The sequence below is a fragment of the Streptomyces sp. AC550_RSS872 genome, assembly GCF_019049285.1.
In the GTDB taxonomy this organism is placed as follows: Bacteria; Actinomycetota; Actinomycetes; order Streptomycetales; family Streptomycetaceae; genus Streptomyces.
Genome location: NZ_JAGMUL010000024.1, coordinates 13,723 through 40,580, shown reverse-complemented (window position 1 = coordinate 40,580; position 26,858 = coordinate 13,723). Strand labels below are relative to the sequence as shown.

The 26,858-nt window shown below is 69.5% G+C and carries 22 protein-coding genes and 1 tRNA gene; 12 read left to right on the top strand and 11 right to left on the bottom strand.

The window, feature by feature from the left end:
* Window positions 1–5 precede the first annotated feature (5 nt).
* The 4 genes from efeB (at window position 6) to KUM44_RS11400 (ending at window position 5,060) form a co-directional block, all read left to right on the top strand.
* Entirely contained in the window at window positions 6–1,316 is a 1,311-nt protein-coding gene (gene efeB, locus KUM44_RS11415; protein ID WP_217207695.1) for an iron uptake transporter deferrochelatase/peroxidase subunit, read from the top strand.
* Between the two features lie 120 nt (window positions 1,317–1,436).
* A complete protein-coding gene (gene pheA / locus KUM44_RS11410; RefSeq protein ID WP_217207694.1) occupies window positions 1,437–2,369 on the top strand; it encodes a prephenate dehydratase in 933 nt (310 codons plus the stop codon).
* A 598-nt stretch (window positions 2,370–2,967) separates the two neighbouring features.
* Window positions 2,968–4,245, top strand: a complete 1,278-nt coding sequence (gene serS, locus KUM44_RS11405) for a serine--tRNA ligase (protein WP_217207693.1) — start codon at window positions 2,968–2,970, stop codon at window positions 4,243–4,245.
* The gene (locus KUM44_RS11400) at window positions 4,242–5,060 is read left to right on the top strand and encodes an HAD family hydrolase (protein WP_217207692.1); all 819 of its coding nucleotides are present in this window, start codon (window positions 4,242–4,244) and stop codon (window positions 5,058–5,060) included. The genes serS and KUM44_RS11400 overlap by 4 nt, the downstream gene beginning before the upstream one ends.
* A 97-nt stretch (window positions 5,061–5,157) precedes the next feature.
* Here the strand turns inward: KUM44_RS11400 and KUM44_RS11395 are convergent.
* From KUM44_RS11395 to KUM44_RS11370, 6 genes are all read right to left on the bottom strand, one after another.
* Window positions 5,158–5,262 (bottom strand) — tRNA-OTHER (locus KUM44_RS11395).
* 310 nt (window positions 5,263–5,572) lie between these two features.
* Window positions 5,573–5,815: a hypothetical protein gene (locus tag KUM44_RS11390; protein ID WP_217207691.1), complete on the bottom strand. Its 243-nt coding sequence runs from the start codon at window positions 5,813–5,815 to the stop codon at window positions 5,573–5,575.
* A gap of 128 nt (window positions 5,816–5,943) precedes the next feature.
* Window positions 5,944–6,663 (bottom strand): ABC transporter permease subunit, encoded by a 720-nt coding sequence (locus KUM44_RS11385; protein ID WP_217207690.1) that lies wholly within the window; start codon window positions 6,661–6,663, stop codon window positions 5,944–5,946.
* A gap of 10 nt (window positions 6,664–6,673) precedes the next feature.
* The gene (locus KUM44_RS11380; RefSeq protein WP_048586465.1) at window positions 6,674–7,585 is read right to left on the bottom strand and encodes an ABC transporter ATP-binding protein; all 912 of its coding nucleotides are present in this window, start codon (window positions 7,583–7,585) and stop codon (window positions 6,674–6,676) included.
* On the bottom strand, window positions 7,582–8,490 hold the full coding sequence (locus KUM44_RS11375; RefSeq protein ID WP_217207689.1) for an ABC transporter permease: 909 nt from the start codon (window positions 8,488–8,490) through the stop codon (window positions 7,582–7,584). The genes KUM44_RS11380 and KUM44_RS11375 overlap by 4 nt, the downstream gene beginning before the upstream one ends.
* Entirely contained in the window at window positions 8,480–9,469 is a 990-nt protein-coding gene (locus KUM44_RS11370; RefSeq protein WP_217207745.1) for an ABC transporter ATP-binding protein, read from the bottom strand. Before KUM44_RS11370 ends, KUM44_RS11375 begins: the two co-directional genes overlap by 11 nt.
* Window positions 9,470–9,746: 277 nt before the next feature.
* Here KUM44_RS11370 and KUM44_RS11365 point away from each other — a divergent pair, with 277 nt between their 5' ends.
* From KUM44_RS11365 to KUM44_RS11340, 6 genes are all read left to right on the top strand, one after another.
* Window positions 9,747–10,598 (top strand): M24 family metallopeptidase, encoded by an 852-nt coding sequence (locus KUM44_RS11365; protein ID WP_217207688.1) that lies wholly within the window; start codon window positions 9,747–9,749, stop codon window positions 10,596–10,598.
* On the top strand, window positions 10,595–12,361 hold the full coding sequence (locus KUM44_RS11360; RefSeq protein WP_217207687.1) for an SDR family oxidoreductase: 1,767 nt from the start codon (window positions 10,595–10,597) through the stop codon (window positions 12,359–12,361). The genes KUM44_RS11365 and KUM44_RS11360 overlap by 4 nt, the downstream gene beginning before the upstream one ends.
* A 44-nt stretch (window positions 12,362–12,405) precedes the next feature.
* Window positions 12,406–13,353 (top strand): MerR family transcriptional regulator, encoded by a 948-nt coding sequence (locus KUM44_RS11355; protein WP_217207744.1) that lies wholly within the window; start codon window positions 12,406–12,408, stop codon window positions 13,351–13,353.
* 122 nt (window positions 13,354–13,475) lie between these two features.
* Window positions 13,476–14,024: an RNA 2'-phosphotransferase gene (locus tag KUM44_RS11350; protein WP_217207686.1), complete on the top strand. Its 549-nt coding sequence runs from the start codon at window positions 13,476–13,478 to the stop codon at window positions 14,022–14,024.
* A gap of 125 nt (window positions 14,025–14,149) precedes the next feature.
* Window positions 14,150–15,052, top strand: a complete 903-nt coding sequence (locus KUM44_RS11345; protein WP_217207685.1) for an LLM class flavin-dependent oxidoreductase — start codon at window positions 14,150–14,152, stop codon at window positions 15,050–15,052.
* Window positions 15,053–15,164: 112 nt separating this feature from the next.
* Window positions 15,165–16,064, top strand: a complete 900-nt coding sequence (locus KUM44_RS11340; protein ID WP_217207684.1) for an HAD-IIB family hydrolase — start codon at window positions 15,165–15,167, stop codon at window positions 16,062–16,064.
* Here the strand turns inward: KUM44_RS11340 and KUM44_RS11335 are convergent.
* The 4 genes from KUM44_RS11335 to KUM44_RS11320 form a co-directional block, all read right to left on the bottom strand.
* Window positions 16,061–17,143 carry a M23 family metallopeptidase gene (locus KUM44_RS11335; protein ID WP_217207683.1) on the bottom strand — a complete coding sequence of 361 codons (1,083 nt, stop codon included), beginning with the start codon at window positions 17,141–17,143 and terminating at the stop codon, window positions 16,061–16,063. The genes KUM44_RS11340 and KUM44_RS11335 overlap by 4 nt on opposite strands.
* A 143-nt stretch (window positions 17,144–17,286) precedes the next feature.
* Entirely contained in the window at window positions 17,287–20,811 is a 3,525-nt protein-coding gene (gene cydD / locus KUM44_RS11330; protein ID WP_217207682.1) for a thiol reductant ABC exporter subunit CydD, read from the bottom strand.
* Window positions 20,812–20,883: 72 nt separating this feature from the next.
* Window positions 20,884–21,903, bottom strand: a complete 1,020-nt coding sequence (gene cydB / locus KUM44_RS11325) for a cytochrome d ubiquinol oxidase subunit II (protein WP_217207681.1) — start codon at window positions 21,901–21,903, stop codon at window positions 20,884–20,886.
* A 20-nt stretch (window positions 21,904–21,923) separates the two neighbouring features.
* Entirely contained in the window at window positions 21,924–23,432 is a 1,509-nt protein-coding gene (locus tag KUM44_RS11320) for a cytochrome ubiquinol oxidase subunit I (RefSeq protein WP_217207680.1), read from the bottom strand.
* A gap of 143 nt (window positions 23,433–23,575) precedes the next feature.
* Between KUM44_RS11320 and KUM44_RS11315 the strand changes: the two genes are divergently transcribed.
* Window positions 23,576–23,968: a cyclophilin-like fold protein gene (locus KUM44_RS11315; protein ID WP_217207679.1), complete on the top strand. Its 393-nt coding sequence runs from the start codon at window positions 23,576–23,578 to the stop codon at window positions 23,966–23,968.
* A 15-nt stretch (window positions 23,969–23,983) separates the two neighbouring features.
* Here the strand turns inward: KUM44_RS11315 and hisC are convergent, their stop codons facing one another.
* Complete coding sequence (hisC, locus tag KUM44_RS11310; protein WP_217207678.1) at window positions 23,984–25,063, bottom strand: histidinol-phosphate transaminase; 1,080 nt, start codon at window positions 25,061–25,063, stop codon at window positions 23,984–23,986.
* Window positions 25,064–25,551: 488 nt separating this feature from the next.
* Between hisC and KUM44_RS11305 the strand changes: the two genes are divergently transcribed.
* Window positions 25,552–26,664, top strand: a complete 1,113-nt coding sequence (locus KUM44_RS11305; protein WP_217207677.1) for a LacI family DNA-binding transcriptional regulator — start codon at window positions 25,552–25,554, stop codon at window positions 26,662–26,664.
* Window positions 26,665–26,858: the final 194 nt, after the last annotated feature.

Genomic DNA, 26,858 nt, shown 5'->3' with positions numbered 1-26,858 from the left:
TCACCATGGCTGACCAGTCCATTCCGGAGGCCCGTACCCCCGAGACCCCCGCCTCTGCCGAAACGGCACTTAATGGCGGCGTTTCCGGGCACGCGCCTGGAACGCTTTCGCGGCGACGGCTGCTCGGGACCGCCGGTGCGACCGGTCTGGTGCTCGGTGCGGCCGGCGCGACCGTGGGATACGCCGGCCGGCCGGCCGAGGCGACGCCGCTCACCTCGGTGGGCGCCGATCAGGTGATGTTTCACGGGAAACATCAGCCCGGCATCCTCCAGGGCCTTCAGGCGCGCGGTCACGTGGTCGCCTTCGACCTGGCGGCGGGCGCGGGCCGCAAGGAAGCGGCGGCGTTGCTGCGCCGCTGGTCGGAGACTGCTCGGCGGCTGATGGCGGGCGAGGCGGCGCAGCAGGACGACACGGATGTCGCCCGGGACGCCGGGCCGTCGTCGCTGACGATCACCTTCGGCTTCGGGCACAGCTTCTTCGCACGGACGGGCCTGGAGAAACAGCGGCCGGTCTCCCTGGACCCGCTGCCCGACTTCTCCTCCGACCAGCTCGACAAGGCACGCAGCAACGGCGACCTGTGGGTGCAGATCGGCGCGAACGACGCCCTGGTCGCCTTCCACGCCCTACGCGCGATCCAGAAGGACGCGGGCAGCGCCGCCAGGGTGCGGTGGCAGATGAACGGCTTCAACCGGTCGCCGGGCGCCACCGCACACCCGATGACGGCGCGCAACCTGATGGGCCAGATGGATGGCACACGCAATCCGAAGCCGACGGAGTCCGACTTCGACGAGCGGATCTTCGTGCCGGAGTCCGGCTCGAAGGACCCCGCCTGGATGGCGGGCGGCTCCTACGCCGTCGTACGCCGTATCCGCATGCTCCTCGACGACTGGGAGCAGCTCTCGGTCAAGGAACAGGAGGACGTCATCGGCCGCCGCAAGTCCGACGGGGCACCGCTGTCCGGGGGCACCGAGACCACCGAGATGGACCTGGAGAAGACGGACGGGTCCGGGAACCTGGTCGTCCCCCTCAACGCGCACGCCCGCATCACCCGGCCCGACCAGAACGGCGGTGCCGCGATGCTGCGGCGCCCGTTCTCGTACCACGACGGCATCGACGCGGACGGCGTCCCCGACGCGGGGCTCCTCTTCATCTGCTGGCAGGCCGACCCGCTGCGCGGCTTCGTCACCGTCCAGCGCAAGCTCGACCGGGGCGACGCGCTGTCGAAGTACATCCGCCACGAGGCGAGCGGACTGTTCGCGGTGCCGGGCGGGGCGGCGCAGGGGGGGTACGTGGGGCAGGGGTTGCTGGAGGGGTGACGGTAACGGGAGGGTCGTACGGGTGGTGCACAGGCGTACGGCGCGGTGAGGTCGCTCTCGGGAGTGGCTCGCGGTCAAGAGGCGTGCGCCGCCCCGCGCAAGGCCCATTAGGGTGAGGTCATGCCAGCGAGCTATGCCTATCTCGGCCCCGAGGGCACCTTCACCGAGGCCGCCCTGCACACCCTCCCCGAGGCCGCGACCCGGGCGCTGATCCCGTACGTGTCCGTGCAGTCCGCGCTCGACGCGGTGCGCGTCGGCGAGGCCGAGGCCGCGTTCGTGCCGATCGAGAACTCCGTCGAGGGCGGCATCACGACCACGCTCGACGAACTGGTCGCGGGCGCACCGTTGATGATCTACCGCGAGGTGCTGCTGTCGATCACCTTCGCGCTGCTGGTCCGGCCCGGCACGAAGCTGTCCGACATCAAGACGGTCTCCGCACACCCGGCCGCCCAGCCGCAGGTGCGCAACTGGCTCAAGAACAACCTTCCGGACGCCCACTGGGAGTCGGCCGCGTCGAACGCGGACGCCGCACGTCTGGTCCAGGAGGGCCAGTACGACGCCGCCTTCGCGGGCGAGTTCGCCGCCGCGCTGTACGGCCTTGAGGCGCTGGAGACCGGGATCCACGACGCGGAGAACGCCCAGACGCGGTTTGTGCTGGTGGGCAGGCCTGCCCGGCCCGCGGCGCCGACCGGCGCGGACAAGACGTCGGTCGTGCTGTGGCAGCGCGACGACCATCCCGGTGGGCTGCGCGACCTCCTGGGCGAGTTCGCCACGCGCGGCATCAACCTGATGCTGCTCCAGTCCCGGCCGACCGGGGCAGGCATCGGCAACTACTGCTTCTGCATCGACGCCGAGGGCCATATCTCCGACCGCCGGGTGGCCGAGGCGCTGACGGGGCTCAAGCGGATCTGTCTGGAGGTGCGCTTCCTGGGCTCGTATCCGCGCGCGGACCTTAAGCCCGGTGAGGTGCAGCCGCCGCGTGCCGGGACATCGGACGAGGAGTTCGTGTCGGCGGCGGACTGGGTGGCCCGGTGCCAGGACGGGCGGTTCTGAGCAGGCCGTGAAAGGCGGTTCCAGGCGGCTCTGAGGAGCGCCTGGGACCGGGTTCGGCACGTCGTTGCGGCCGGTACTACCAGCTGATTGTCGTTATCCACAGAAGTTATCCACAGGTACTCATCTCGACCTGGGGACAAGTCGACAAGCAAGGGTGAGTCTGTCGACAAATAGGTCCCTGGACCTCCTCCGCATCCACCGCGATGCAAGTCACCCTTCGTCCACTCTTTTCCTTTGAGCAATCCTTTGAGGCGACCGCTTTCCACTCGAACGTGGGGATGAGGAGGGTTTGTCCTGGGAATCCTCGACTTGCTCGGCACGTTACGGAGTGATCAATTCCGACGTCCACAGTCCATCCACACACCCTGTGGATAACTCTTCTGAGGCTGGGGATCCCTGTGGACAACCGAGACCCAAGTCCCGTTCCCCGCAAGGGAATCGAGTCAACCCGCTGCCTCGCGCCTGCCCCGTTCCAGGGAGTGAGACGCCTTTTATTGACACGACAAGCAATTCCCCCACGACGGAACGTAAGCCATGTAAGCCGCAGCTCGGAATAGTGAGTCGTTGGCTGTCACCCTGCCCCGGTAGCCTTGAGCGCGTGATTGACCTTCGCCTGCTTCGTGAGGACCCCGACCGAGTGCGCGCCTCGCAGCGCGCCCGTGGAGAGGACGTCGCGCTCGTCGACTCCCTCCTGTCTGCCGACGAGCGGCGCAGGTCGTCCGGCGTCCGCTTCGACGAGCTGCGCTCCGAGCAGAAGTCGCTCGGCAAGCTCATCCCCAAGGCCTCCCCCGAGGAGCGCGCGGAGCTCCTGCAAAAGGCGGAGCAGCTCAAGGCCGACGTCAAGGCGGCCGAGGCCGCGCAGAACGAGGCCGACGAGGAGACCAAGCGCCTCGCGCTACAGCTCGGCAACCTCGTCCACCCCGACGTCCCGGTCGGCGGCGAGGAGGACTTCGTCGTCCTGGAGACGCACGGCACCATCCGCGACTTTGGTGCCGAGGGCTTCGAGCCCAAGGACCACCTGGAGCTCGGCGAAGCGCTGGGCGCGATCGACGTCGAACGCGGCGCCAAGGTGTCCGGCTCCCGCTTCTACTACCTCACCGGCGTCGGGGCCCTGCTGGAACTGGCGCTGGTCAATGCCGCCATCGCCCAGGCCACCGAGGCCGGGTTCACCCCGATGCTGACTCCGGCGCTGGTCCGCCCGCGCGCCATGGAGGGCACCGGCTTCCTCGGCCAGGCCGCGGAGAACGTGTACCACCTGGAGAAGGACGACTACTACCTGGTCGGCACCTCCGAGGTCCCGCTCGCCGCGTACCACATGGACGAGATCCTCGACGCCGACAAGCTGCCGCTGCGCTACGCAGGCTTCTCCCCGTGCTTCCGCCGCGAGGCCGGCACCTACGGCAAGGACACCCGCGGCATCTTCCGCGTGCACCAGTTCGACAAGGTCGAGATGTTCTCCTACGTCGCCCCCGAGGACGCGGAGAACGAGCACAAGCGGCTCCTGGAGTGGGAGAAGCAGTGGCTCACCGGCCTGGAGCTGCCCTTCCAGGTCATCGATGTGGCCTCGGGCGACCTGGGCGCGTCGGCCTCCCGCAAGTACGACTGCGAGGCGTGGATCCCGACCCAGGGCAAGTACCGCGAGCTGACCTCGGCCTCCAACTGCGACGGCTTCCAGGCGCGCCGGCTGTCCGTCCGCATGCGCGACGGCAAGAAGGTGCAGCCGCTCGCAACCCTCAACGGCACCCTGTGCGCCGTACCGCGCACGATCGTGGCGATCCTGGAGAACCACCAGCAGGCCGACGGCTCCGTCCGGGTGCCCGAGGTGCTGCGCCCGTACCTGGGCGGCCGAGAGGTCCTGGAGCCGGTCGCCAAGTGAGCATCGCCTCGCCCGCCGCCGGGTTCCCGTACAAGCTGATCGCGACCGACCTCGACGGAACGCTCCTGCGCTCCGACGAGTCGGTCTCCCGGCGCACCCGGGACGCCCTCGCCGCGGCCACCGCGGCGGGCGCGGCGCACATCGTCGTCACGGGCCGGGCGGTTCCCTGGACCCGCCCCATCCTCGACGACCTCGGCTACGAGGGCCTCGCTGTGTGCGGTCAGGGCGCCCAGGTGTACCACGCCGGGGAGCAGCGCCTGCTCACGTCGGTGACGCTGGACCGGCAGCTGGCGGGCGTGGCCCTGGCCAAGATCGAGGCGGAGGTCGGGCCGCTGTTCCTGGCGGCGAGCCGCGACGGCCTGGACGGCGACGTCCTGGTCGGCCCCGGCTACGCGGTGACGGGCCATCTCCCGTCGATCCCGTTCACGGACGCGTCGGATCTGTGGAGCGCCCCGCTGAACAAGATCTACATACAGCATCCGGAGCTCTCGGACGACGAACTGGCCGAGGCCGCCCGCCAGGCCGCGGGCGGCTTCGTCACGGTGGCGATGGCCGGCGAGGGAATAGTGGAACTGCTGCCGCTGGGCCTGTCCAAGGCGACGGGCCTGTCGCTGGCGGCCCGCCGTCTGGGCCTCAGGGCCGCGGACACGATCGCCTTCGGTGACATGCCGAACGACATCCCGATGTTCGCGTGGTCGGCCCACGGCGTGGCGATGGCCAACGCCCACGAGGAGCTGAAGGCGGTGTCGGACGAGGTGACGGCCTCCAATGAGGAGGACGGGATCGCGGTGGTGCTGGAGCGGTTGCTCGGCTAGCGGCCTGCGGGGCCAGCGCCTTCTCGACGCGCCCCAAGCCCTGCACCACGGCCCAGCCCAGCCCAGCCAGCCAGCCAGCCCCAGTAGCAACGTCGCGCGGAGGATGCACGAATCGAACGTGCGCGGGCTTTCAGACCCGACCTTGCTTGCTTCTGATCAAACACAGCGCAAGCCCAGTGCCTTACCACTCGGCCAATCCTCCGGGTGGGCGACCCACGCGAGAGCGACATCGCGTGCTCGAAGCGGCCGCCCCGGGCAGCTCCCCGTGCGGTACGGACTCTACGGAGGGGTAGCGATTACTCCGGAGGCCGCCGCCGGCTGCCCTGTCGGGAGCTCGACGTACTGCCGTGCATGGACATCGTCGAACTCCTCTCCCAGAACGTGGCGCCGAACTCGTCGTCCGGCGGTGTGGACACAACCACTGTGCCTGTGCGCCGAGTTGGGTGCCACTGATTAACGGGCCGAGGGGAGGCGCCGTACGCCGCCGCTCAGTACGCCTCTCCCAACGCCCCTTACCGGCGGCGCCACTTGCGTCGACGCGCCTTGCTGAAGAACCATCCGGCAGGCGGTTCGTCGGAGCGCCACGGCTGCGGCTCGGGGTCCTCACGGCGCCAGCGCTCGGCCAGCATGCGGGCGCGGGCGGACGGCTCGGCGGTCTCGGCCGCGCGTATGAAGTCGTCGTCCAGGACCAGGTTGTTCCAGGTGTCGTCCCCGGAGTGTTCGCGATCCTCGTGCTGCGCCATGCCGCCTGCCATCGCCGTCCTCCAGTTCGTACAGCGCATCCCTTTTGCCCAGTGTGCCCGGGCAGAGGTGAAGCCCCCGTCAAGAGCGGGCCCGGTCAGGGGCCCGGCTCCTTAACTCCTCGCTCTGTTGCTCCCGCCGCTCACTCCTCACCGGCCAGCGTCAGCGACCGCAGCTTCTGTCCCGCGTACCAGGTCGCGAGGACGGTGACCACGGCCAGCAGGACCGTCGCCGTGGGCAGCGTGACGTCCGACGTCACCAGGTCCCCGCCGGCGACCTTCTGCGCCACCGCCAGCGCCCACTGCTGGACGCTCAACGTGCGCGCACCGGACACCAGGGAGCCGAACAGGGCCTCCCAGACCAGCGCGTAGACGAGGCCGAAGACCACCGCGTGTCGGGACACCGTGCCGAGCAGCAGGAAGATCGCGGCGTAGGCGATGGAGGCGACGAGCGCGGCGACCGTGTAGGCGACGGCGATCTGCTGGCCGTTGCCGTTGAGGATGAGGCCCGCGATGAAGGTGGGCAGTGCCGAGAACACCATCGTCACGGCGATCGCGACGATCAACTTGGTGAAGATGATCGTCGGCCGCTTCACCGGCTTGGACAGCAGATAGACCACCGAGCCGTCGTCGATCTCCGGCCCGATCGCGCCGGTGCCGGCGATGACGCCGATGATCGGCACCATGGTGGCCAGCGCCAGCCCGCCGAGCAGGTCCGACGCGGTCTGGTCGTCGGCTCCGGCGAGGCCGCGCACCACGACCGAGATTCCGATGAGCAGCAGCGGCAACGCGCCGAGGATGAGGGCCCGGCGGCGGCCGAGCAGGGCTCGATAAGTGAGCCGGGCGACTGTGGGGTCGTACATCTTCGGCCTCCTACGCCGCGACCAGATAAGAGAAGACGGACTCGAGGGACTCGTCCGACGGCGAGACCGTGAGCAGGCGGATGCCGTGGTCGCGCGCCACCCTGGGCAGCAGGGTGGTGAAGCGGCCGAAGTCGACCGCCTGGATGTGCAACGCGCCCTCGGCGAGGTCGACCTCGATGCCGGATGTCGACGGGTCGGCGATCAGCGCGGCCGCGAGGGTGCGGTCGTCGCTGGAGCGCACCAGGTAGCGGTGCGGGCGGTCGGTCATCAGGCGCCGGATCTTGCGGAAGTCGCCGCTGGCCGCGTGCCGTCCGGCGACCACGACCTCGATGTGCCAGGCGAGTTGCTCGACCTCTTCGAGGATGTGGGAGGAGAACAGCACCGTGCGGCCCTCGTCGCCCATCCGTCGCAGCAGGTCCATGAGCTGCATGCGCTGGCGCGGGTCCATGCCGTTGAAGGGCTCGTCGAGCAGGAGCAGCGAGGGGTTGTGCACGAGGGCGCTCGCCATCTTCACGCGCTGGCGCATGCCCTTGGAGTACGTCTGGATCTTGCGGTCCTGCGCGTACTCCATCTCGACCGTGGCCAAGGCCTTTTGGGCCGCCTTGGCGCCCAGGCCGTGCAACTCGGCGTTGGCGACGACGAATTCGCGGCCGGTGAGGAAGTCGTACATCGCCTCGCGCTCGGGGACGATGCCGATGTGCTGGTAGATCGACTCGTTGCGCCACACCTGCTGGCCGTCGAGGGTGACCGTTCCCGTGGAGGGGGCCAGGAAGCCGCCCATCATGTTGATGAGGGTGGACTTCCCGGCGCCGTTGGGGCCGAGGAGGCCGGTGACACCGGGGCCGATCGTCATGGTGATGTCGTTGACGGCGACCACGTTGCCGAACCAGCGGGAGACGTGGTCGATCTGGAGCGTGGTCACAGTCCCACCTTCTTGTAGCGGCGCATCAGGAGGCCGTAGCTGGCGGCGATCAGGCCGAGGGTGACGAGGACATAGACCGCTCCCTCCCCGTTGGTCGGGCCGACTCCACCGGGAAACGCCGACGTGGCTCCCAGGAAGGCGGTCTGCACGCCGTCGATCAGCGTGACCGGCGAGAAGAGGCCGATCCAGGCGATGGCGCCCGAGCTGTCCTGTACCTCGGCGATGGCCTGGAGGGTGGAGACGGCGCCGTAGGAGATGGTCAGTACGGCGATCACGGCCGCGATGCCGAAGCCGCGGCGCGGGGTGACCGACGCGATGACCAGGCCGATGCCGGCGAACAGCAGTGAGAGCAGTGCCACGGAGACGAGTCCCTGCGCGAATCCCTTGGTCTGGTCGGCGAAGTCGAGCTTGGCCAGCAGCGCGCCCACATAGAGCACGATCAGTGGTGCCGCGGTGAGGATGAACAGTGCCGAGGCGAGCGCCGCGTACTTCGCGCGGACGTAGTCGGCGGTTTCGATGGGCCGCGAGAAGTACAGCGGTACGGTCTTGAAGCGCAGGTCGCGGGAGACGGACTGGGGTGCCTGCGAAGCGATGTACAGGCTGATCACGGCCTGCATGACGATCGCGTAGCGCGTGTAGTCGAGGGGCAGGTCGTTGGCCTTCGTGGCGACCGCGACGGCGACCATGATGGCCGCGGGGACGCACATCACCACGAACAGCAGCATCGGCAGCACCTTGGACTTCACCGAGCGGCCGAGGCCGTAGGCGCCGCGCAGGGACTGCGAGTAGAGGGACCGGGTGGCGTAGGAGCGGCCGAGGCGGGGGCCGTCGTAGGTGCGGTAGCCGATGTTGTGGATGCGGGTCTGGTCACCCGGCTGTGCGGCTACGGGGTGCTCAACTGCCATGGCCGACCGCCTCCTTCCGCTGTGCTTCGGTGCTCTGCTCGCTGCCCTGCTCGCTGTCGGTGAAGACCTCCGAGATGTGGTGCCGGCGCTGTTCCATGCGGACCAGGCCGAGCCCGAGGTCGGCGACGACGTCGCGCACCAGGTCGTACGTCTCGTCGCCCTGCGCGGTGAGCAGCAGGATGTGACCGGCGCCGGGGAGGCCGCCGCTGCCGTCGAGGACGTCCACCCCGCGCGCGTGGAGCGCGTCGCGCACCGCGCGGGTGCCGTCCGGGTGGTCGTCGCTGTCGGTGACCTCGATGGCGAGGGTCGTCGTGGTCTGGGTGAAGTCGGTGGTGGAGCTGGAGCGCAGGAGCTTGCCGCCGTCGACGACGACGACGTGGTCGCAGGTCCGCTCCAGTTCTCCCAGCAGGTGGGAGGTGACCAGGACCGAGATGCCGAAGTCGGTGTGGATGCGGCGGATCAGGCCGAGCATCTCGTCGCGGCCGACCGGGTCGAGGCCGTTGGTCGGCTCGTCCAGGAAGACCAGCTGCGGGTCGTGCACCAGGGCCTGCGCCAGCTTCACGCGCTGCTTCATGCCAGTCGAGTAACCGCCGATGGGGCGGTAGCGCTCCTCGTACAGACCGACGTGGCGCAGCGTGTCCGCGGTGCGCTCGCGCGCGGCGGCGGGCGGCAGGCCGGACATGCGTGCCATGTGCACAACGAACTCGGTGGCCGAGACGTCGGGCGGCAGACAGTCGTGCTCCGGCATGTACCCGACGCGCTCGCGGATCTCGGCGCCCTTGGTCGCGACATCGAGTCCGAGCACTTCGGCTCGGCCCTCGGTGGCGGGGGACAGACCCAGCAGGATCTTGATCAGTGTGGACTTGCCGGCTCCATTGGCTCCGACGAGTCCGGTCACACCGGGCCCGACGTCCACGGAGAGCCGGTCAAGCGCGGTCACCCTCGGGAACCGCTTGCTCAGGCTTTCGGTCGCGATCACAGTCACGCTTCGAAGGTAGTGACGCGGACCACGCCGGTCGTCACCCCGCAGAGCTGTATTGGAGTCAGACTCCAGGACTACGGGGCCCTAGGGGTCACCCCCGGGTCGAACGGCGCGTCCCTGGTTTTCCACATCGACGGGGATTCGGCGGGGGTGCCGGCGAAGTTTTCCACAGCCCTCGGCAGCCCTATTGACGCAGCCTCTAACAACTGTCACATTCGCCAGTGTCAAGTTACGGGCACGTACCGCAGTCAGTGTGGACAAGGTGGGCAGTGGCATGACTACGGCGGTGACAGGCGAACTCTCCGTGGACTCCGCGCGATTGCGCGGGTTCAGGCGGGTCCAGCAGCTGGCCTACGCTTGCGCGGAGGCCGTCGCGGCGCGGCTGGAGCCGGGCATCACCGAGCGCGAGGCGGCGCGGATGCAGCGGGCGTGGCTGCGTGAGCGCGGGGTGCGCGACTGGTTCCATCTGCCCTTCGCCTGGTTCGGGGACCGCACGGCGTTCGTGAACTTCCGGATCCCGTTGCAGTTCTTTCCCACCAACCGTCGGCTGGAGCCCGGGATGCCGTTCATCCTGGACATGGCCCCGGTGTACGACGGCTACACGGCCGACATCGGCTACTCCGGCTCGCTCGGCATCAACCCCGTGCAGGACAAGCTGATGTCCGACCTGGAGGCACACCGGGAGCTGATCCTTCGCGAGGTGCGCGAGCGGCGGCCGCTGCGGGAGATCTACGAGGACGTCGACCGGCTCATGGTCCGCCAGGGCTATGCCAACCGGCATCGCGCCTACCCCTTCGGCGTGATCGCCCACAAGGTCGACCGCGTCAAGCAACGCCGCTGGTCACCGCATGTATTCGGGTTCGGTGCCCAGTCCCTGAAGGGCCTGGCGAGCGACGCCCTGCACGGCCACCGCGACGGCTGGTCCCCGCTGTGGTCGCCGTACCGATTCTCCGACCACCCACCGCGGCCGGGCCTGTGGGCGGTCGAACCGCACCTCGGCTTCCGGGGGACGGGCGCGAAGTTCGAGGAGATCCTGGTCGTCACCGACTCCAAGGATCCTGAGCAGAGTGCCTTCTGGCTGGACGACGACCTGCCGCATGTGCGGCGCTGGGCGGAGGAGAAGTGACGGTACCGGCGACTCTTGACGGCGCTCGGGAGCGCCGGGTGCGGACCGGCGGGGTCGAGCTGTGTGTCGCCGAGCTGGGCGATCCCGGGCAGCCGACGGTGATCCTGGTGCACGGCTATCCGGACAGCAAGGAGGTGTGGTCCGAGGTCGCGCCGCGGCTGGCAGACCGCTTCCATGTCGTGCTGTACGACGTCCGGGGCCATGGCCGGTCGACGGCGCCCAAGCCGCTGCGCGGCGGGTTCACGCTGGAGAAGCTGACGGACGACTTCCTGGCCGTCGCGGAGGCGGTCAGTCCGGACCGGCCCGTGCATCTGGTGGGGCACGACTGGGGCTCGGTGCAGGCTTGGGAGTTCGCCACGGTCAAGCGCACCGAGGGCCGGATCGCGTCCTTCACCTCGATGTCCGGGCCGTCCCTGGACCACTTCGGTCACTGGATCAACAACCGTCTCAAGCGCCCCACCCCGCGCCGGGTCGCCCAGCTCCTCGGGCAGGGCGCCAAGTCCTGGTACGTGTATCTGCTGCACACCCCCGTGCTGCCCGAGCTGGCCTGGCGCGGCCCCCTCGGCAAGTCCTGGCCGCGCATCCTGGAGCGCGTGGAGAAGGTCCCCGGCCGCGGCTACCCGACCTCGTCCCTGCCGACGGACGCGGCGCACGGGGCCTGGCTGTACCGGGACAACGTACGGGCTCGGCTGCGCCGCCCGCGCCCGGACGCGTACGCCCACGCGCCCGTGCAGCTCATCACGCCCCTGGGGGACGCCTTCCTCTCGGAGCGGCTCTACGACGAACTGGAGCTGTGGGTTCCCCAGTTGACCCGGCGCACACTGCCGGCGAAGCACTGGATCCCGCGCTCCCGTCCCGACCGACTGGCGGCCTGGATCACGGAGTTCGTGACCTCCGTGGAGGGCGGCCGACCCGGGGTGACGGCGACCGGGAAGTACGCCGACCGTTTCGGCGGGCAGCTCGTGCTGGTCACGGGCGCGGGCAGTGGCATCGGACGGGCGACGGCGTACGCGTTCGCCGAGGCCGGCGCGCGCGTGGTGGCCGTCGACCGGGACGCCGAGGCCGCGACCCGCACCGCGGAGATGTCACGTCTGATCGGCGCACCCGAGGCCTGGGCCGAGACCGTCGACGTCTCCGACGAGCAGGCCATGGAGAAGCTCGCCACGAAGGTCGCGACCGAGTACGGCGTGGTGGACGTCCTGGTGAACAACGCGGGGATCGGTCTGTCGGGCTCCTTCTTCGACACGACCCCCGAGGACTGGAAGAAGGTCCTCGACGTCAATCTGTGGGGTGTCATCCACGGCTGCCGGCTGTTCGGCAAGCAGATGGCCGAGCGCGGACAGGGCGGCCACATCGTCAACACCGCGTCGGCGGCGGCGTATCAGCCCTCCAGGGCGCTGCCCGCCTACAGCACCTCCAAGGCAGCCGTACTGATGCTGAGCCAATGCCTGCGCGCGGAGTTGGCGGGGCAGGGCATCGGCGTGACCGCGATATGCCCGGGCCTCGTCAACACCAACATCACCTCGACCGCGCACTTCGCCGGGGTCGACGCCGAAGAGGAGAAGCGGCGCCAGAAGAAGTCCGCGCGGCTGTACGGGTTGCGGAACTATCCGCCGGAGAAGGTGGCCGACGCGATCCTGCGGGCGGTGGTGCGTGACGAGGCGGTGGTTCCGGTCACGCCGGAGGCGCGGGGGGCGTATCTGATGTCGAGGTTCACGCCGAAGGCGCTGCGCGGAATCGCGCGGTTGGAGCCACCCCTGTGAGCGAGGGCGGCCGCCCGGACGAACAGCGCGGTGACGGCGGCCACATGTCCGAGGGGCCGCCCCCGCCCGCCTACCGGATCGAGGACCTCGCACACCTCAGCGGCGCCACCGTCCGCACCATCCGCGCATACCAGGACCGGGGCCTGCTCCCCCGCCCCGAGCGCCGGGGCCGCGCCAACCTCTACTCCGACGCCCATCTCGTCCGTCTGCGCCAGATCGCCGACCTCCTCGACCGCGGCTACACCCTCGCTTCCATCAAGGAGCTCCTGGAGGCCTGGGACGCCGGCCGTGGCCTCGGCGGGGTACTCGGGCTCGTCGCCGAGGTCGACGGGCCCTGGACCGACGAGGAGGCGGCACGGATCTCGCGCGCCGAGCTGGACCGGCGCTTCGGCGGCAAGCCCGACGACGCGGCGGTGGCCGAGGCCGTTGAACTCGGCGTGCTGGAACCGGTCCCCGACGACGAGGACACCTTCGTCGTGCCGAGCCCCCAAGAGCTGTCTGTGGCCGTCGAGTTGCACGCAGCCGGTGTCCCGCTGTCCGCGATCTCGTCCCACCTACGGGAGTTGAGGGCACAGGTCGAGCACATCGCCGCCCGTTTCCTGGAGTTCACCACCGAACACGTCTTCGCCCGCTACCTCGACGGAGAGCACCGCCCGACAGACGCCGAAGCGGCCGAGGCGGCCTCTCTCGTACGACGGCTGCGCCCACTCGCCCAGCACACCGTGGACGCCGAACTGGCCCGGGCAATGCGATTGTTGGCGGTGCGCCACCTACGACAGCAACTGGGGACCGACGAGGCGGCGGATCTTCGGAACCGGACGCGAACAGTCCTGATTCCTGAGGAGAAAATACGGGCCGTGGAGAGCCTGGTTGGCCCACCGCAGGCCGCTGCGTTCATCACTTTGGCCGCCGAACGGGAAGTGCGGGCCCGCACTTTGGACCGGCTCGCCTCAAATCACAGCTCATCAGCTGATCTTGGCGAAACCCCTTGATTCGACGGCTCGTTGTCCACAGAATCGCCAATTCCCCTGTGGATAACCTTACTTGCTTGTGGATCAAACATCCGGAGGGAAATCGTTCGCGTGATTCGTGCCTCTCCCGGCAGGCTGGTGGCATGGACGAAAGACGCACCGTGAAGGTGTCGAAGTACCTCTCGAAACACCTTCGCCATCAGCCCGAGCGCATCGGGCTCACTCTCGACGAGGGCGGCTGGGTCGAGATCGACACATTGATCGCCGCCGCGACCGCGCACGGATTCCGGTTCACCCGGGAAGAGCTGGACCATGTGGTGGCCGCCAACGACAAGCGGCGCTTCGCGATCGAGGGTTCCCGGATCCGCGCCAGCCAGGGCCACAGCATCGACGTCGATCTCGGACTGGCCCCGGCGACGCCGCCGCCGTACCTCTACCACGGCACCGTGGCCCGCAACCTGGACGCGATTCGCAGCGCCGGCCTCAAGCCCATGAACAGGCACGATGTGCACCTCTCGGCCGACCGCGAGACCGCGACGCGAGTGGGCGCCCGACGCGGCCGTCCGGTGGTGCTCTCCGTGGACGCCGGTGCCATGCACCGCGACGGCCATGTCTTCCACGTCAGCGCGAACGGGGTGTGGCTGACGAAGGCCGTGCCGCCGGAGTACCTGCGCTTCCCCGAAGCGCACTGATCTTCCTTCGGTCCCGTCGCAGCGCCGGGGGCGCTGCCGCGCCCGTCAGCCTCGCTCCGTGGCCGGGCAGCCGCGCGCGGTGACTGTTTCACGTGAAACCCGTTCGGCCGCATAGGCTCGGCCATATGAGTCTGCGCCTGAGCACCGTGATCCTCCCGTACCGCCGCTGGTCCGAGGGAGGCCGCGAGGCATGGCAGCGCGCGGAGCAGCTCGGCTTCCATGCCGCGTACACCTACGACCACTTGTCCTGGCGCAGTTTCCGTGACGGTCCCTGGTTCGGCGCAGTGCCGACACTGACCGCCGCCGCTGCCGTCACCGACCGTCTGCGGCTGGGCACGCTGGTCACCTCGCCGAACTTCCGGCATCCGGTGCCCTACGCCAAGGAACTGATCTCCCTGGACGACATCTCCGGCGGCCGGTTCACGCTCGGCGTGGGTGCGGGTGGCTCCGGGTTCGACGCCACCGTGCTCGGCCGGGAGCCGTGGTCGCCCCGCGAGCGGGCCGACCGGTTCGCCGAGTTCGTCCAGCTCCTGGACCGACTGCTGACCGCGGACTCGGTGTCGTACGAGGGTGACTTCTACTCGGCTCACGAGGCGCGCAACATCCCGGGCTGTGTGCAGCGCCCCCGGCTGCCCTTCGCCGTGGCCGCGACCGGGCCGCGCGGGCTGCGACTCGCGGCACAGTACGGGCAGGCCTGGGTGACCACGGGCGACCCCAAGCTGTACGAGAACGGCACTCCTGAACAGTCGGTTCAAGCCATTCGCGGACAGGTCGAGAAGCTGGCCGACGCATGCGCCGGCATCGGCCGGGACGTGGCCGCTGTCGACAAGGTCCTGCTCACCGGATTCACCCCGGATCGCGCCCGCCCGCTGAAGTCCCTCGACGCGTTCGTGGACTTCGCGGGACGCCATCAGGAACTGGGATTCACCGAGATCGTGCTCCACTGGCCGATCCCCGGCTCGGACTTCGAGGCCGACGAGAAGGTCTTCGAGCAGATCGCCATGGAGGCGGCGGCGCAGCTGCGCTGAGATCGACTGGTGTGACAGTGCTGGTCAGGGCGCTGGGAGCGGTCTTGTCAGGGGCGGTTTCTCCTCAGGTGCCCCCTCAGATGTGCGGACTCCCGCACGGTCGTGCAGGCATATGCGGGAGAATGAGCCGGTGACCTCAGCGACTCGACAGCCCCAGACCCCGGCGGCCGCTGTCCGCCCGCGGCTCATCGCCACCGACCTGGACGGCACCCTGCTGCGGGACGACAAGTCCGTCTCCCCCCGCACGATCGCCGCGCTGGCCGCCGCCGAGGAGGCGGGCATCGAGGTGTTCTTCGTCACCGGCCGTCCGGCCCGCTGGATGAACGTCGTCAGCGACCACGTCCACGGCCACGGTCTGGCGATCTGCGGCAACGGTGCCGCCGTGGTCGACCTCCACGGCGGTCCCGGCGCCCACCGGTTCGTGAAGGTGCGGGAGCTGGCCCGGGAGAACGCGCTGGACGCCGTACGGCTGCTGCGCGACGCGGCTCCGGGCACGGTGTACGCGGTGGAGCAGACGTACGGCTTCTACCAGGAGCCGGACTATCCCAAGCTGCACATGGAGATACCGGACGATCTCGCGCCGGCCGAGGACCTCCTGGCGCCGGACGCCCCGGGGGCCGGCGAACCGGTGCTCAAGATCCTCGCGTACCACCCCTCCCTCGATCCCGACTCCTTCCTCACCCTCGCCCGCCTCGCCATCGGCGACCGCGCCAACGTCACCCGCTCCAGCCCCAGCGCCCTGCTGGAGATCAGCGGCCCCGCCGTCTCCAAGGCCAGCACGCTCGCCCTGTGCTGCGCCGAGCGCGGTATCTCGCACGAGGAGGTCGTGGCCTTCGGGGACATGCCCAACGACGTCGAGATGCTGACGTGGGCGGGCCAGTCGTACGCGATGGGCAACGCCCACCCGGATGTGATCGCCGCCGCGTCGGGGCGGACGGTCGCCAACAACGACGACGGTGTGGCGGTCGTGATCGAACAGCTGCTGGCGGAACGGCCCAGACCTCACGCCTAGCCGACCGGCACTTCCCGCTTCGTCAGCCACGGCACCGGGTCCACGGCCGAGCCCATCTCCGGTGTGACCCGCACCTCGAAGTGCAGGTGCGGGCCGGTGGAGTTGCCGGTCGTGCCCGACTGGCCGATCCACTGCCCCGTGTCGACCCGCGTGCCCTGGTCCACGGCGACGGACGCGAGATGGGCGTACTGCGTGAAGTAGCCGTCCGCGTGCCGGACGACGACCTCCATGCCGAAGGCGCCTCCGCACGCCACCTTGACCACCCGGCCGTCCCCGACCGCGCGCACGGGCGTACCGATCGGCACCGCGAAGTCCTGCCCGGTGTGCCGGTGCGCCCACCGCAGCCCGCCGCTGCCGAACGCGGCGGACAGTTCGTACGACTCCACCGGCGTGACCCACGCGCTCGCAAGGTCCGTCTTCTTCTGGTCCAGCCGAACGGCACCTGGGCAGGAGCCGGCCGCCACGGAGGCGTCGGCCTTTCCCTGCAACTGCCACCGCGCCTCTTCCAGCTTGTCCTCGATGCCCTTCTTCAGCTCGGCGAGCCCGGTGTTGCGCTTCTCCAGCGACTGCCAGGCCGCGGCGGCCCTGGCCTCGTCCCGAGAGAGCCGGGCCTCGGCGCGGCGGCTCTTCTCGATGGCGTTGCCGACGGCCAGATTCGTCTGCGAGAACACATGCTGGCCGCGCATCAGCTGGTCCGGGCTCGACGCGAGAATGATCTGCGCGGTGAGCGGCATCCCGCCACCGCTGCGGTACTGGGCACGCGCCAGCCGGCCCAGGTCCTCACGCAGGACACCGATCTCCCGTCGCTCCCGTTCGAGCAGCTTCTCGATCCGCAGTGCCTGCGCCCGCTGCGCCTCGGCCTCCTGGCGCCCCGCCTCGTACCGCTGCGTCGCCAGCGCCGCGTCCTCGTACAGCTGCACCACCCGCGCGCTGAGAACCGAGTCACCGCCGGTTCCGGTGCCGTTGCGGTTCGGGCCGCCCTTGCCGTCGCCGACGGCATCGACGGGCCGGGCGACGAGTGAGGTGATCGCGCACAGGAGCGCCGGAACGACCAGGAGGCGACGGCGGTATGAGCGCATGCCAGCGATCCTGGCCCGCGGATCGGGTCAGAGCCTTGTTCAGGTCGTGCACCTGGGGGACGTGTTGCTGCGGATGGGTCAGTACGGATGTTGACGCGGACTCCGACGGAACCGCTACAGGAACGGGGACTGAAGCGCGGGCGCTACGGCGCCCCCACCAACAGGTCCGCCTCCTCCTCCCGCGCCACCATCGTCCGCAACGGCCCCTCCACCGCGGCCAGATCCGCGAACGCCCCCCGCTGCACCACCCGCCCCTGCTCCAGCACGACCACCTCGTCCACGGCCTCCAGCCCGGCCAGTCGGTGGGTGATGAGCAGTGTCGTACGGCCCTCGGTGGCGGCCAGCAGGTCGGCGGTGAGGGCGTCGGCGGTCGGCAGGTCGAGGTGCTCGGCGGGCTCGTCGAGGACGAGGACAGGGAAGTCGGCGAGCAGTGCGCGGGCCAGCGCGAGCCGCTGCCGCTGCCCGCCTGAGAGCCGTGCCCCGTGCTCGCCCACGAGCGTGTCCAGCCCGTCGGGCAGAGCGTCGGCCCAGTCGAGCAGCCGGGCGCGCTTCAGGGCGTCGCGCAGTTCGGCCTCGGTGGCGTCCTTCTTGGCGAGGAGCAGGTTCTCGCGCACGGAGCTGTCGAAGAGGTGCGCGTCCTGCGCACACAGCCCGACCAGCCGCCGTACGTCGTCGCCGTCCAGCGCGTACGCCTCCACGCCGCCCAGCGTGTACGAGCCCGCATCGGCGTCCAGGAAGCGCAGCAGCACCTGCGCCAGCGTCGTCTTGCCGGACCCGGACGGTCCGACGACGGCGATCCGGCGGCCCTCCTCCAGGGTCAGGTCGAGGCCGGCGAGGGCATCCCGGTCCTGTCCCGCGTGGCGGGCGGTCAGATCCCTGACGGCGACCGGGAAGGGCGACGCGGGCGCCTGGCGGGGCCGCTCCGGCTCCCTTACGGGCTCGGGCGCGTCCAGCAACTCGTACACGCGCTCGGCGCTCTTGCGCACCCGCTGCCGGTACTGCACGGCGAGCGGCAGGCTCAGAACAGATTCGAAGGCGGCCAGCGGGGTGAGGACGACGACGGCCATCGCCACGCCGCCGAGCCGCCCGTCGGCGACCGCCTGGGCGCCCGCGAGGGCGGTGGCGGCGACGGTGAACCCTGAGATCAGCGCGGTGAGTCCGTCGCCGAGCGCGGTCGCGGTGGCGGCCCGCGAGGCGATCCGGGTGAGCGTCCCGTCGGCCCGCCGCGCTTCGGTGGTACGGCTGGGCAGGGCGCCGGCGACGGTCAGCTCCGCGGTGCCGGTGAGCAGATCCGTCACGCGGGTCGCGAGTACGCCTCGGGCGGGGGCCAGCCTGCATTCGGCGCGTCGGGCGACGGCGCCCGTGACGAGGGGGACCCCGGCCCCGGCGACGAGCAGCCCGACCGCGAGTACGGCACCGGCCTCGGGCAGCAGCCAGGCGGTGAAGCCGACGGCGCCGGCGGACACGACGGTCGCGGAAGCGGCGGGCAACAGCCACCGCAGCCAGTAGTCCTGGAGCGCGTCCACGTCGGTGACGAGCCTCGCGAGCAGATCGCCCCGCCGTGTGCGGCGCAGCCCGGCCGGTGCCAGCCGCTCCAGCCGCCGGTACACGGCGACCCTGGTGTCGGCCAGCATCCGCAGCACCGCGTCATGCGACACCAGGCGCTCGGCGTACCGGAACACGGCCCGCCCGATACCGAAGGCCCGCGTGGCCGTGACGGCCACCATCAGATACAGCACGGGCGGCTGCTGGGAGGCCCGCGAGATGAGCCACCCGGAGGTGGCCATCAGCCCGACGGCGCTCCCGAGCGCGAGGCTTCCGAGCAGCAGCGCGAGTACGAGGCGGCCGCGCCGGGGGCCGGACATGGCACGGACGCGGGCGAGGACGCCTCGCGGGTCCGCCGCGGGGGACGTGGTTTCGGCGTCGACCGCGGCGGTCCGGGTCCCGTCCGCAGCGGCGTCGCCGTGCCCTTCCCGCTCGATAAGGCCGCCTTCGGTCACGGGCGCCTTGCGCAGTGCCCTCGCCTGTCCGAGCGCCTCCGCCTCCGTCAGCCGCACCACCCGGTCGGCCACGCCCAGCAGCGCCGGCCGATGCACCACGAGCAGCACCGTCCGTCCCACCGCCAGCCGCCGCACGGCCTCCACGACGTCGGCCTCGGTGGCCCCGTCGAGGGCAGCCGTCGGCTCGTCGAGGAGCAGGACAGGCCGGTCCGCGAGGAACGCCCGTGCCAGCGCGAGCCGCTGTCGCTGCCCCGCGGACAGCCCAGCCCCGTCCTCACCCAGCACGGTGTCGACACCCAGGGGCAGCGCGTCCACGAACTCGAGCGCCCCGGCGTCCGCCAAGGCCTGGCGCACAGCAGCGTCATCCGCGTCGGGTCGAGCCAGCCGCACGTTCTCGGCGATCGTCCCGGCGTACAGATGCGGCCGCTGGGGAACCCAGGCGATGCGCGAGCGCCACTCCTCGAGGTCGAGCTCGGCAAGATCGGCTCCCCCGACCCGGACGCGCCCCTCCGTCGGCCGAACGAACCCCAACAGCACATTCAGCAGCGTCGACTTGCCCGCGCCACTCGGCCCGACGAGCGCGACCGTCTCACCGGGTTCGACGGCGAAGGACGCACCCGACACGGCGTCTGCGGACCGTCCGGGGTAACGGACCGCGACCCCCTCGAAGGACACCGACCCCGTCGGCACCGCCGCGGCACCCGACGCCGGCACCGGCGTCTGAAGCACCTCGAAGATCTCCTCGGCTGCCGACAGCCCCTCGGCCGCCGCGTGGTACTGCGCGCCCACCTGGCGCAGCGGCAGATAGGCCTCGGGCGCAAGCACGAGGATGACCAGGCCGTCGTACAGATGCATCTCGCCGTGGACGAGCCGCATGCCGATCGTCACCGCGACCAGGGCCACCGAGAGCGTGGAGAGCAGCTCCAGCGCGAAGGAGGAGATGAAGGCGATCCGCAGGGTCCGCATCGTCGCCCTGCGGTATTCGCCGGTGATACGCCGGATCGACTCGGCCTGTGCCTTGGCGCGCCCGAACACCTTCAGGGTGGGCAACCCGGCCACGACATCCAGGAAGTGCCCCGACAGCCGGGACAGCAGCTGCCACTGACGGTCCATGCGGGACTGAGTGGCCCAGCCGATCAGCATCATGAAGATCGGGATGAGTGGAAGGGTGCCTACGATGATCGCCGCCGAGACCCAGTCCTCGGTCACGATGCGCGCCAGCACGGCGACCGGCACGACGACCGCGAGTCCCAACTGCGGGAGGTAGCGCGAGAAGTAGTCATCGAGGGCGTCGACCCCGCGCGTGGCCAGGGCGACCAGCGATCCCGTCCGCTGTCCGCTCAGCCAGCCGGGCCCCAGCTCGGCCGCCCGCTCCAGCAGCCGTCCCCGAAGCTCCGACTTCACCGCCGCGCTGGCGCGGTGAGCGGCGAGCTCGGTGAGCCACGCGACCACCGCGCGGCCGACGGCGACAGCCATCAACAGCAGGAGAGGAGTGCGCAGTTCGGCCGCGGACATCCCGTGCTGAAACGCCCCCACCACCGCCTCGGCGATGAGCATGGCCTGCGCGACGACCAGCCCGGCACCGACAGCTCCCAGACCCACGACCGCGATCAGGAAGAGGCGAGTGGCGCGTGCGTATCGGAGGAGACGTGGGTCGATCGGTTTCACGTGAAACAGCCCTTCGGTCCAGGGCGGGGTGTTTCACGTGAAACATCGTGAATCACCCCGCCTGCGGCGGACTCAGTGCGTGGCCCCCGCAGCGGCCTCCGCGGCGATGTGCTGCGTGCCGATCCGCTTGCGGAACACCCAGTAGGTCCAGCCCTGGTAGAGCATGACGATCGGCGTGGCGATCACCGCGCACCAGGTCATGATCTTCAGGGTGTAGGGGCTCGACGAGGCGTTGGTGACCGTGAGGCTCCACTCGTCATTGAGCGAGGACGGCATGACGTTCGGGAAGAGCGTCAGGAAGAGCATCGCCACGGCAGCCACGATGGTGACGCCGGAGAGGGCGAACGACCATCCTTCACGCCCGGCCTGGTTCGCCACCAGTGCCGCCACCAGCGCGGCAACGGCCACAGCGAGCGCGACCAGGCTCTTGCCGTCTCCGTTCTCGATCTGCGTCCAGAGCATGAAGATCAGCGCGAGCACGGCAGCGACCAGACCGACCCACAGAGCCAGCTTCCGTGCCCGCTCCCGGATCTCCCCGACGGTCTTGAGCGCGGTGAACACCGCCCCGTGGAAGGTGAACAGCGTCAGCGTCACCAGACCGCCGATGAGCGCGTACGGGTTGAGCAGGTCCAGCACATTACCGACGTACTCATGGCTCTGATCGAGCTTCACACCCCGCACGATGTTGCCGAAGGCGACGCCCCAGAGGAACGCCGGGATCAGCGAGCACCAGAAGATGGCGTGCTCCCAGTTGCGCTGCCAGTTCTCCTCGGGTCGCTTCGCCCGGTACTCGAAGGCGACGCCCCGGACGATCAGGGAGACCAGGATGACCAACAGAGGAAGGTAGAAGCCCGAGAAGAGCGTGGCGTACCACTCGGGGAAGGCGGCGAAGGTGGCGCCGGCCGCCGAGAGCAGCCACACCTCGTTGCCGTCCCAGACCGGGCCGATGGTGTTGATCAGCACCCGCCGCTCGGGCCGGTTACGGGCGAGCAGCTTGGTGAGGACACCGACCCCGAAGTCGAAGCCCTCCAGGAAGAAGTAGCCGATCCACAGGACGGCGATCAGGACGAACCAGACGTCGTGCAGTTCCATGACTGTGCAGCTCCCTCGGCCTAGTACGAGAAGGCCATCGGCTTGTCGGCGTCAGGGGAGTCGCCGCCGATCTTCGTGGGCGGGTTCAGGTCGGCCTCGGTGAGCTCGGGCGGGCCGGCCTTGACGTACTTCACGAGCAGCTTGACCTCGACGACGGCGAGGATGGCGTAGAGCGCGGTGAAGACGATCATCGAGGTGAGGACCTCGCCCTGGGAGACACCGGGGGAGACCGCGTCACGGGTGCGCAGGACCCCGTAGACGACCCATGGCTGACGGCCCATCTCGGTGAAGATCCAGCCCCAGGAGTTGGCGATCAGCGGGAAGCCCAGGGTCAGGACGGCGATACGCCAGTACCACTTGGTGAGCTTCGGTCCGAGAGCCTTGTTGGGAAGCAGCACGAGATGCGGCACCTCGTCGTCACCGACCCTCAGGTGCTGCGGCAGCATGAACTTCTTGCGGGTCAGCCAGAGTCCGGCCAGGCCGATGGCGAACGACGTCATACCGAAGCCGATCATCCAGCGGAAGCCCCAGTAGGCGACGGGGATGTTGGGCCGGTAGTCGCCGGGACCGTACTTCTCCTGCTCGGCCTTGTTGACGTCGTTGATGCCGGGAACGTACGAGCTGAAGTCGTCCTTGGCCAGGAAGGACAGCAGGCCGGGGATCTCGATGGCGACCTTGTTGTGGCCCTTGTCGACATCGCCATAGGCGAAGACGGAGAAGGGCGCCGGCGCCTCGCCGTCCCACAGTGCCTCGGCAGCGGCCATCTTCATCGGCTGCTGCTCATACATGATCTTGCCGAGGACGTCGCCGCTGATCGCGGTGAGCATGCCACCGATCACGACGGTGACCAGGCCGAGCCTGAGCGATGTCTTCATCTCGCGGATGTGCTTCTTGCGCAGCAGATGGAAGGCGGAGATGCCGACCATGAACGCGCCGCCGGTGAGGAAGGCCGCCGAGAGAGTGTGGAAGGCCTGGGCGAGCGCGGTGTTCTGGGTCAGTACGAGCCAGAAGTCGGTGAGCTCGGCCCGCCCCTTCGCCTCGTTGATCCGGTAGCCGACCGGGTGCTGCATCCAGGAGTTGGCCGCGAGGATGAAGTACGCCGACAGGATCGTGCCTATGGAGACCATCCACATACAGGCCAGGTGGATCTTCTTCGGCAGCTTGTCCCAGCCGAAGATCCACAAGCCGATGAAGGTCGACTCGAAGAAGAAGGCGATCAGGGCCTCGAAGGCCAGCGGCGCACCGAAGACGTCACCGACGAAGCGGGAGTAGTCGGACCAGTTCATGCCGAACTGGAACTCCTGCACGATGCCGGTGACCACACCCATCGCGATGTTGATCAGGAAGAGCTTGCCCCAGAACTTCGTCGCCCTGAGGTACTTCTCCTTCTCCGTACGCACCCAGGCGGTCTGCAAACCGGCCGTGAGGGCGGCCAGCGAGATCGTCAGAGGGACGAACAGAAAGTGGTAGACGGTGGTGATACCGAACTGCCAGCGCGCCAGAGTCTCCGGCGCCAAAGCCAGGTCCACGTCGCCGCTCCTTACTAACCGCTTGTGAAAGCGTTCACATTCACAAGCAATTATGCAGCACCATCCTCCGGGTTCTGAAAGGGGGGTCCCTCCTCACGGCCGACCCCTTGGCGCGAACTTCAACATATTGTTGAATCGGCAGCATGCAGACACCGACGCCGACACACATACGGATCTCCTGGCCCGCGGGACACCTCACCGCGACCCTCGACGCCACCCCGACCACACAGGCCCTCTCCAAGGCCCTGCCCCTCGTCTCCACCGCCCGCACCTGGGGCGAGGAGGTCTATTTCGACACGGGCATCGTCGTTCCACGTGAAACCAACGCGCGGCAGATCGTCGAGCCGGGCACGGTCGCCTTCTGGACGGACGGCGACGCGCTCGCCCTCCCCTACGGACCCACACCGATCTCGCGAGGCGACGAGTGCCGCCTCGCGAGCCCGTGCAATGTCCTCGGCCACATCGACGGCGACCCGCGCCTGTTGGCGACCGTCCGCACAGGCGACCCCGTGCGCGTGGAACTCGTGGACGCCTGAGCTGCCGACCAAGCCCTACAGCTCCTTGCGGAACCCTTCCGCCACCTTCAGGAAGATGTCGTTCGCCTCGGCCTCCCCGACCGTCACCCGCACACCCTCGCCCGGGAACGGTCGGATCACCACGCCCGCCTGCTCACAGGCCTGAGCGAAGGCGACCGTGCGCTCCCCCAGCCGCAGCCACACGAAGTTGGCCTGGGTCTCGGGCACCGTCCAGCCCTGAGCGCGCAGCCCGTCGACCACCCGGTTGCGCTCGCACACCAATGAGCCGACCCGGCCGATCAGTTCGTCCTCGGCGCGCAGCGAGGCGATGGCCGCGTCCTGCGCGATCTGGCTCACCCCGAACGGCACGGCTGTCTTGCGCAGCGCCGCCGCGACCGGCTCCTGGGCGATCGCGAAGCCAACACGGAGGCCGGCGAGGCCGTACGCCTTGGAGAACGTCCGCAGGACACAGACGTTGGGCCGCTCACGGTAGATCTCCATACCGTCCGGCACCTCGGGGTCACGGATGAACTCGCGGTACGCCTCGTCCAGCACCACCAGGACATCACCGGGCACCCGGTCCAGGAACCGCTCCAGCTCGGCCCGCTTCACGACCGTGCCCGTCGGGTTGTTGGGGTTGCAGACGAAAATCAGCCTGGTCCGGTCGGTGATGGCGGCGGCCATCGCCTCCAGGTCGTGCACATCGCCCGGCGTCAGCGGCACCTGGACGGACGTGGCACCGCTGATCTGCGTGATGATCGGGTACGCCTCGAAGGACCGCCAGGCGTAGATGACCTCGTCCCCGGGGCCGGCGGTGGACTGGATCAGCTGCTGGGCGACGCCGACCGAGCCGGTGCCGGTCGCCAGATGGGAGGCCGGGACGCCGAAGCGCTCGGACAGCTCGTTCATCAGGCCCGTGCACATCATGTCCGGGTAGCGGTTGAAGGACGAGGCCGCGGCCGTCACGGTCTCCATCACGCCGGGCAGCGGCGGATAGGGGTTCTCGTTGGAGGACAGCTTGTAGGCCACCGGGCCACCGGCCGCGGCAGGCTTGCCCGGCTTGTAGGTGGGGATACCCTCCAGCTCGGCGCGCAGCTTGGGGCTCGTCTCGCTCACCGCAGTCCTCCTCGCGACCACCGGCGGCCCATCACCACCGCCGGCTCCAATACTTCTCACCTTATGAGGATTCGGCTCCGATGCGTACAGGTGCGGGAGCCCGACTGCTGACCTCATGCCGAACCCTGGTGCCGACTGCCGAGGTCTTCCGAGCCCTGCCGAGTCGCGCTGGCCCCAGCTGTCACACCTGCATCAGGGGCATCAACGTACGAACGCGTACGAATTAGGGGGCGCATCACACATATATCTATGCGCCGGTGGCTCGCGCCGTAGCGCGCATCACCCGTGAAGGTGAGTTGAGACCTCTTCGAAACATCGGGCACTTGGCAGGCCCATGCGTGCCGACAAGTCACGTCTTGCCATTGGATCGTTCAACTCCCTTACTTTCCAAGGAGTTTGACGCCTGATGACCTTGCAGAAACGTGCCTGTCAACGGCTGCATATGCGTCCGCACTACCCCACCGAATGAGCCCTACTATCGGCTCGCCATGACAGCAGCAGGGAAGCACCAGGTGAGCCGCGCGGAAACCTCACGTCGAGGCAGTCGGCCCGGTCGGGCGGGCATCAGAGACGTGGCGGCCGCCGCCGGGGTCTCCATCACGACCGTCTCCGACGCCCTCAACGGAAAGGGCCGGCTCCCCGACGCCACCCGACGCCATGTCCGCGAGGTCGCCGACCGGCTCGGCTACCGCCCGTCGGCCGCCGCCCGGACACTCCGTACCGGCAAGTCAGGACTCATCGGCCTGACCGTGACGACATACGGGGATGAACCTTTCACCTTCACCGAGTTCGCGTACTTCGCCGAGATGGCCCGCGCCGCCACCTCGGCCGCGCTCGCCCGCGGATACGCCCTCGTGATCCTCCCCGCGACCTCGCGCCACGACGTCTGGTCGAACGTCGCCCTCGACGGCACGGTCGTCATCGACCCGTCCGACCAGGACCCGGTGGTCAGCGAGCTGGTCAGACAGGGGCTCCCGGTCGTCTCCGACGGCCGCCCGGCCGGCTCGCTCCCGGTCACCGCCTGGGTCGACAACGACCACGAGGCCGCCGTACTCGGCATCCTCGATCACCTGGCCGATGCCGGGGCCCGCCGGATCGGACTGCTGACGGGCACTACGACGGACACGTACACCCACCTGTCGACCACCGCGTATCTGCGCTGGTGCGAGCGCGTCGGCCAGGACCCGGTGTACGAGGCCTACCCGGCACACGACCCGTGCGCGGGCGCCGTCGCCGCCGACCGGTTGCTCGCCCGCCCCGACCGGCCCGACGCGGTCTACGGCCTGTTCGACCCGAACGGCACCGACCTGCTCGCCGCCGCGCGCCGCTACGGCCTGCGCGTACCGGACGACCTGCTTCTGGTGTGCTGCAGCGAATCCACGGTGTACGCCAACACCGAGCCGCCCATCACCACGCTCTCCCTCAAGCCGCGCCGTATCGGCACGGCCGTGGTCCAGCTCCTCATCGACGCCATCGAGGGGGTCGACTCGGACCACCCGGTCGAGCAGGTGATACCGACCGAGCTGATCGTGCGTACCTCGTCCCAGCGACGCCCTCCGCGAACGACGGTCAGCCCGCCCCGGTCGCCCGAGGAACGGTAGGAGCGGGCCCCGAGGGACGGCTGAGGCCAGTTCGAGGGGTGCCGGGAGCGAGGTCATCGAGCGGCCTAAGCCCGGCCCAATCGGGGCGAAAGCCGCGATGAACAGGAGTCCTGCTCCGATTCACCACCCCTGGGTCATCACATGGCGCGATCGGCATTCCTATGATGGGCGCACGACACCCACGGGCCGCTGCG

Excerpts from the sequence above, each read along its gene's own strand:
- efeB (WP_217207695.1), top strand. The coding sequence starts at position 6 with ATGGCTGACCAGTCCATTCCGGAGGCCCGTACCCCCGAGACCCCCGCC.
- KUM44_RS11335 (WP_217207683.1), bottom strand. The coding sequence starts at position 17,143 with ATGCGCTCATACCGCCGTCGCCTCCTGGTCGTTCCGGCGCTCCTGTGC.
- cydB (WP_217207681.1), bottom strand. The coding sequence starts at position 21,903 with ATGGAACTGCACGACGTCTGGTTCGTCCTGATCGCCGTCCTGTGGATC.
- KUM44_RS11375 (WP_217207689.1), bottom strand. The coding sequence starts at position 8,490 with ATGGCAGTTGAGCACCCCGTAGCCGCACAGCCGGGTGACCAGACCCGC.
- KUM44_RS11345 (WP_217207685.1), top strand. The coding sequence starts at position 14,150 with ATGAGTCTGCGCCTGAGCACCGTGATCCTCCCGTACCGCCGCTGGTCC.
- KUM44_RS11340 (WP_217207684.1), top strand. The coding sequence starts at position 15,165 with ATGCGGGAGAATGAGCCGGTGACCTCAGCGACTCGACAGCCCCAGACC.
- KUM44_RS11385 (WP_217207690.1), bottom strand. The coding sequence starts at position 6,663 with ATGTACGACCCCACAGTCGCCCGGCTCACTTATCGAGCCCTGCTCGGC.
- KUM44_RS11365 (WP_217207688.1), top strand. The coding sequence starts at position 9,747 with ATGACTACGGCGGTGACAGGCGAACTCTCCGTGGACTCCGCGCGATTG.
- KUM44_RS11350 (WP_217207686.1), top strand. The coding sequence starts at position 13,476 with ATGGACGAAAGACGCACCGTGAAGGTGTCGAAGTACCTCTCGAAACAC.
- KUM44_RS11305 (WP_217207677.1), top strand. The coding sequence starts at position 25,552 with ATGACAGCAGCAGGGAAGCACCAGGTGAGCCGCGCGGAAACCTCACGT.
- pheA (WP_217207694.1), top strand. The coding sequence starts at position 1,437 with ATGCCAGCGAGCTATGCCTATCTCGGCCCCGAGGGCACCTTCACCGAG.
- KUM44_RS11315 (WP_217207679.1), top strand. The coding sequence starts at position 23,576 with ATGCAGACACCGACGCCGACACACATACGGATCTCCTGGCCCGCGGGA.
- KUM44_RS11390 (WP_217207691.1), bottom strand. The coding sequence starts at position 5,815 with ATGGCAGGCGGCATGGCGCAGCACGAGGATCGCGAACACTCCGGGGAC.
- KUM44_RS11355 (WP_217207744.1), top strand. The coding sequence starts at position 12,406 with ATGTCCGAGGGGCCGCCCCCGCCCGCCTACCGGATCGAGGACCTCGCA.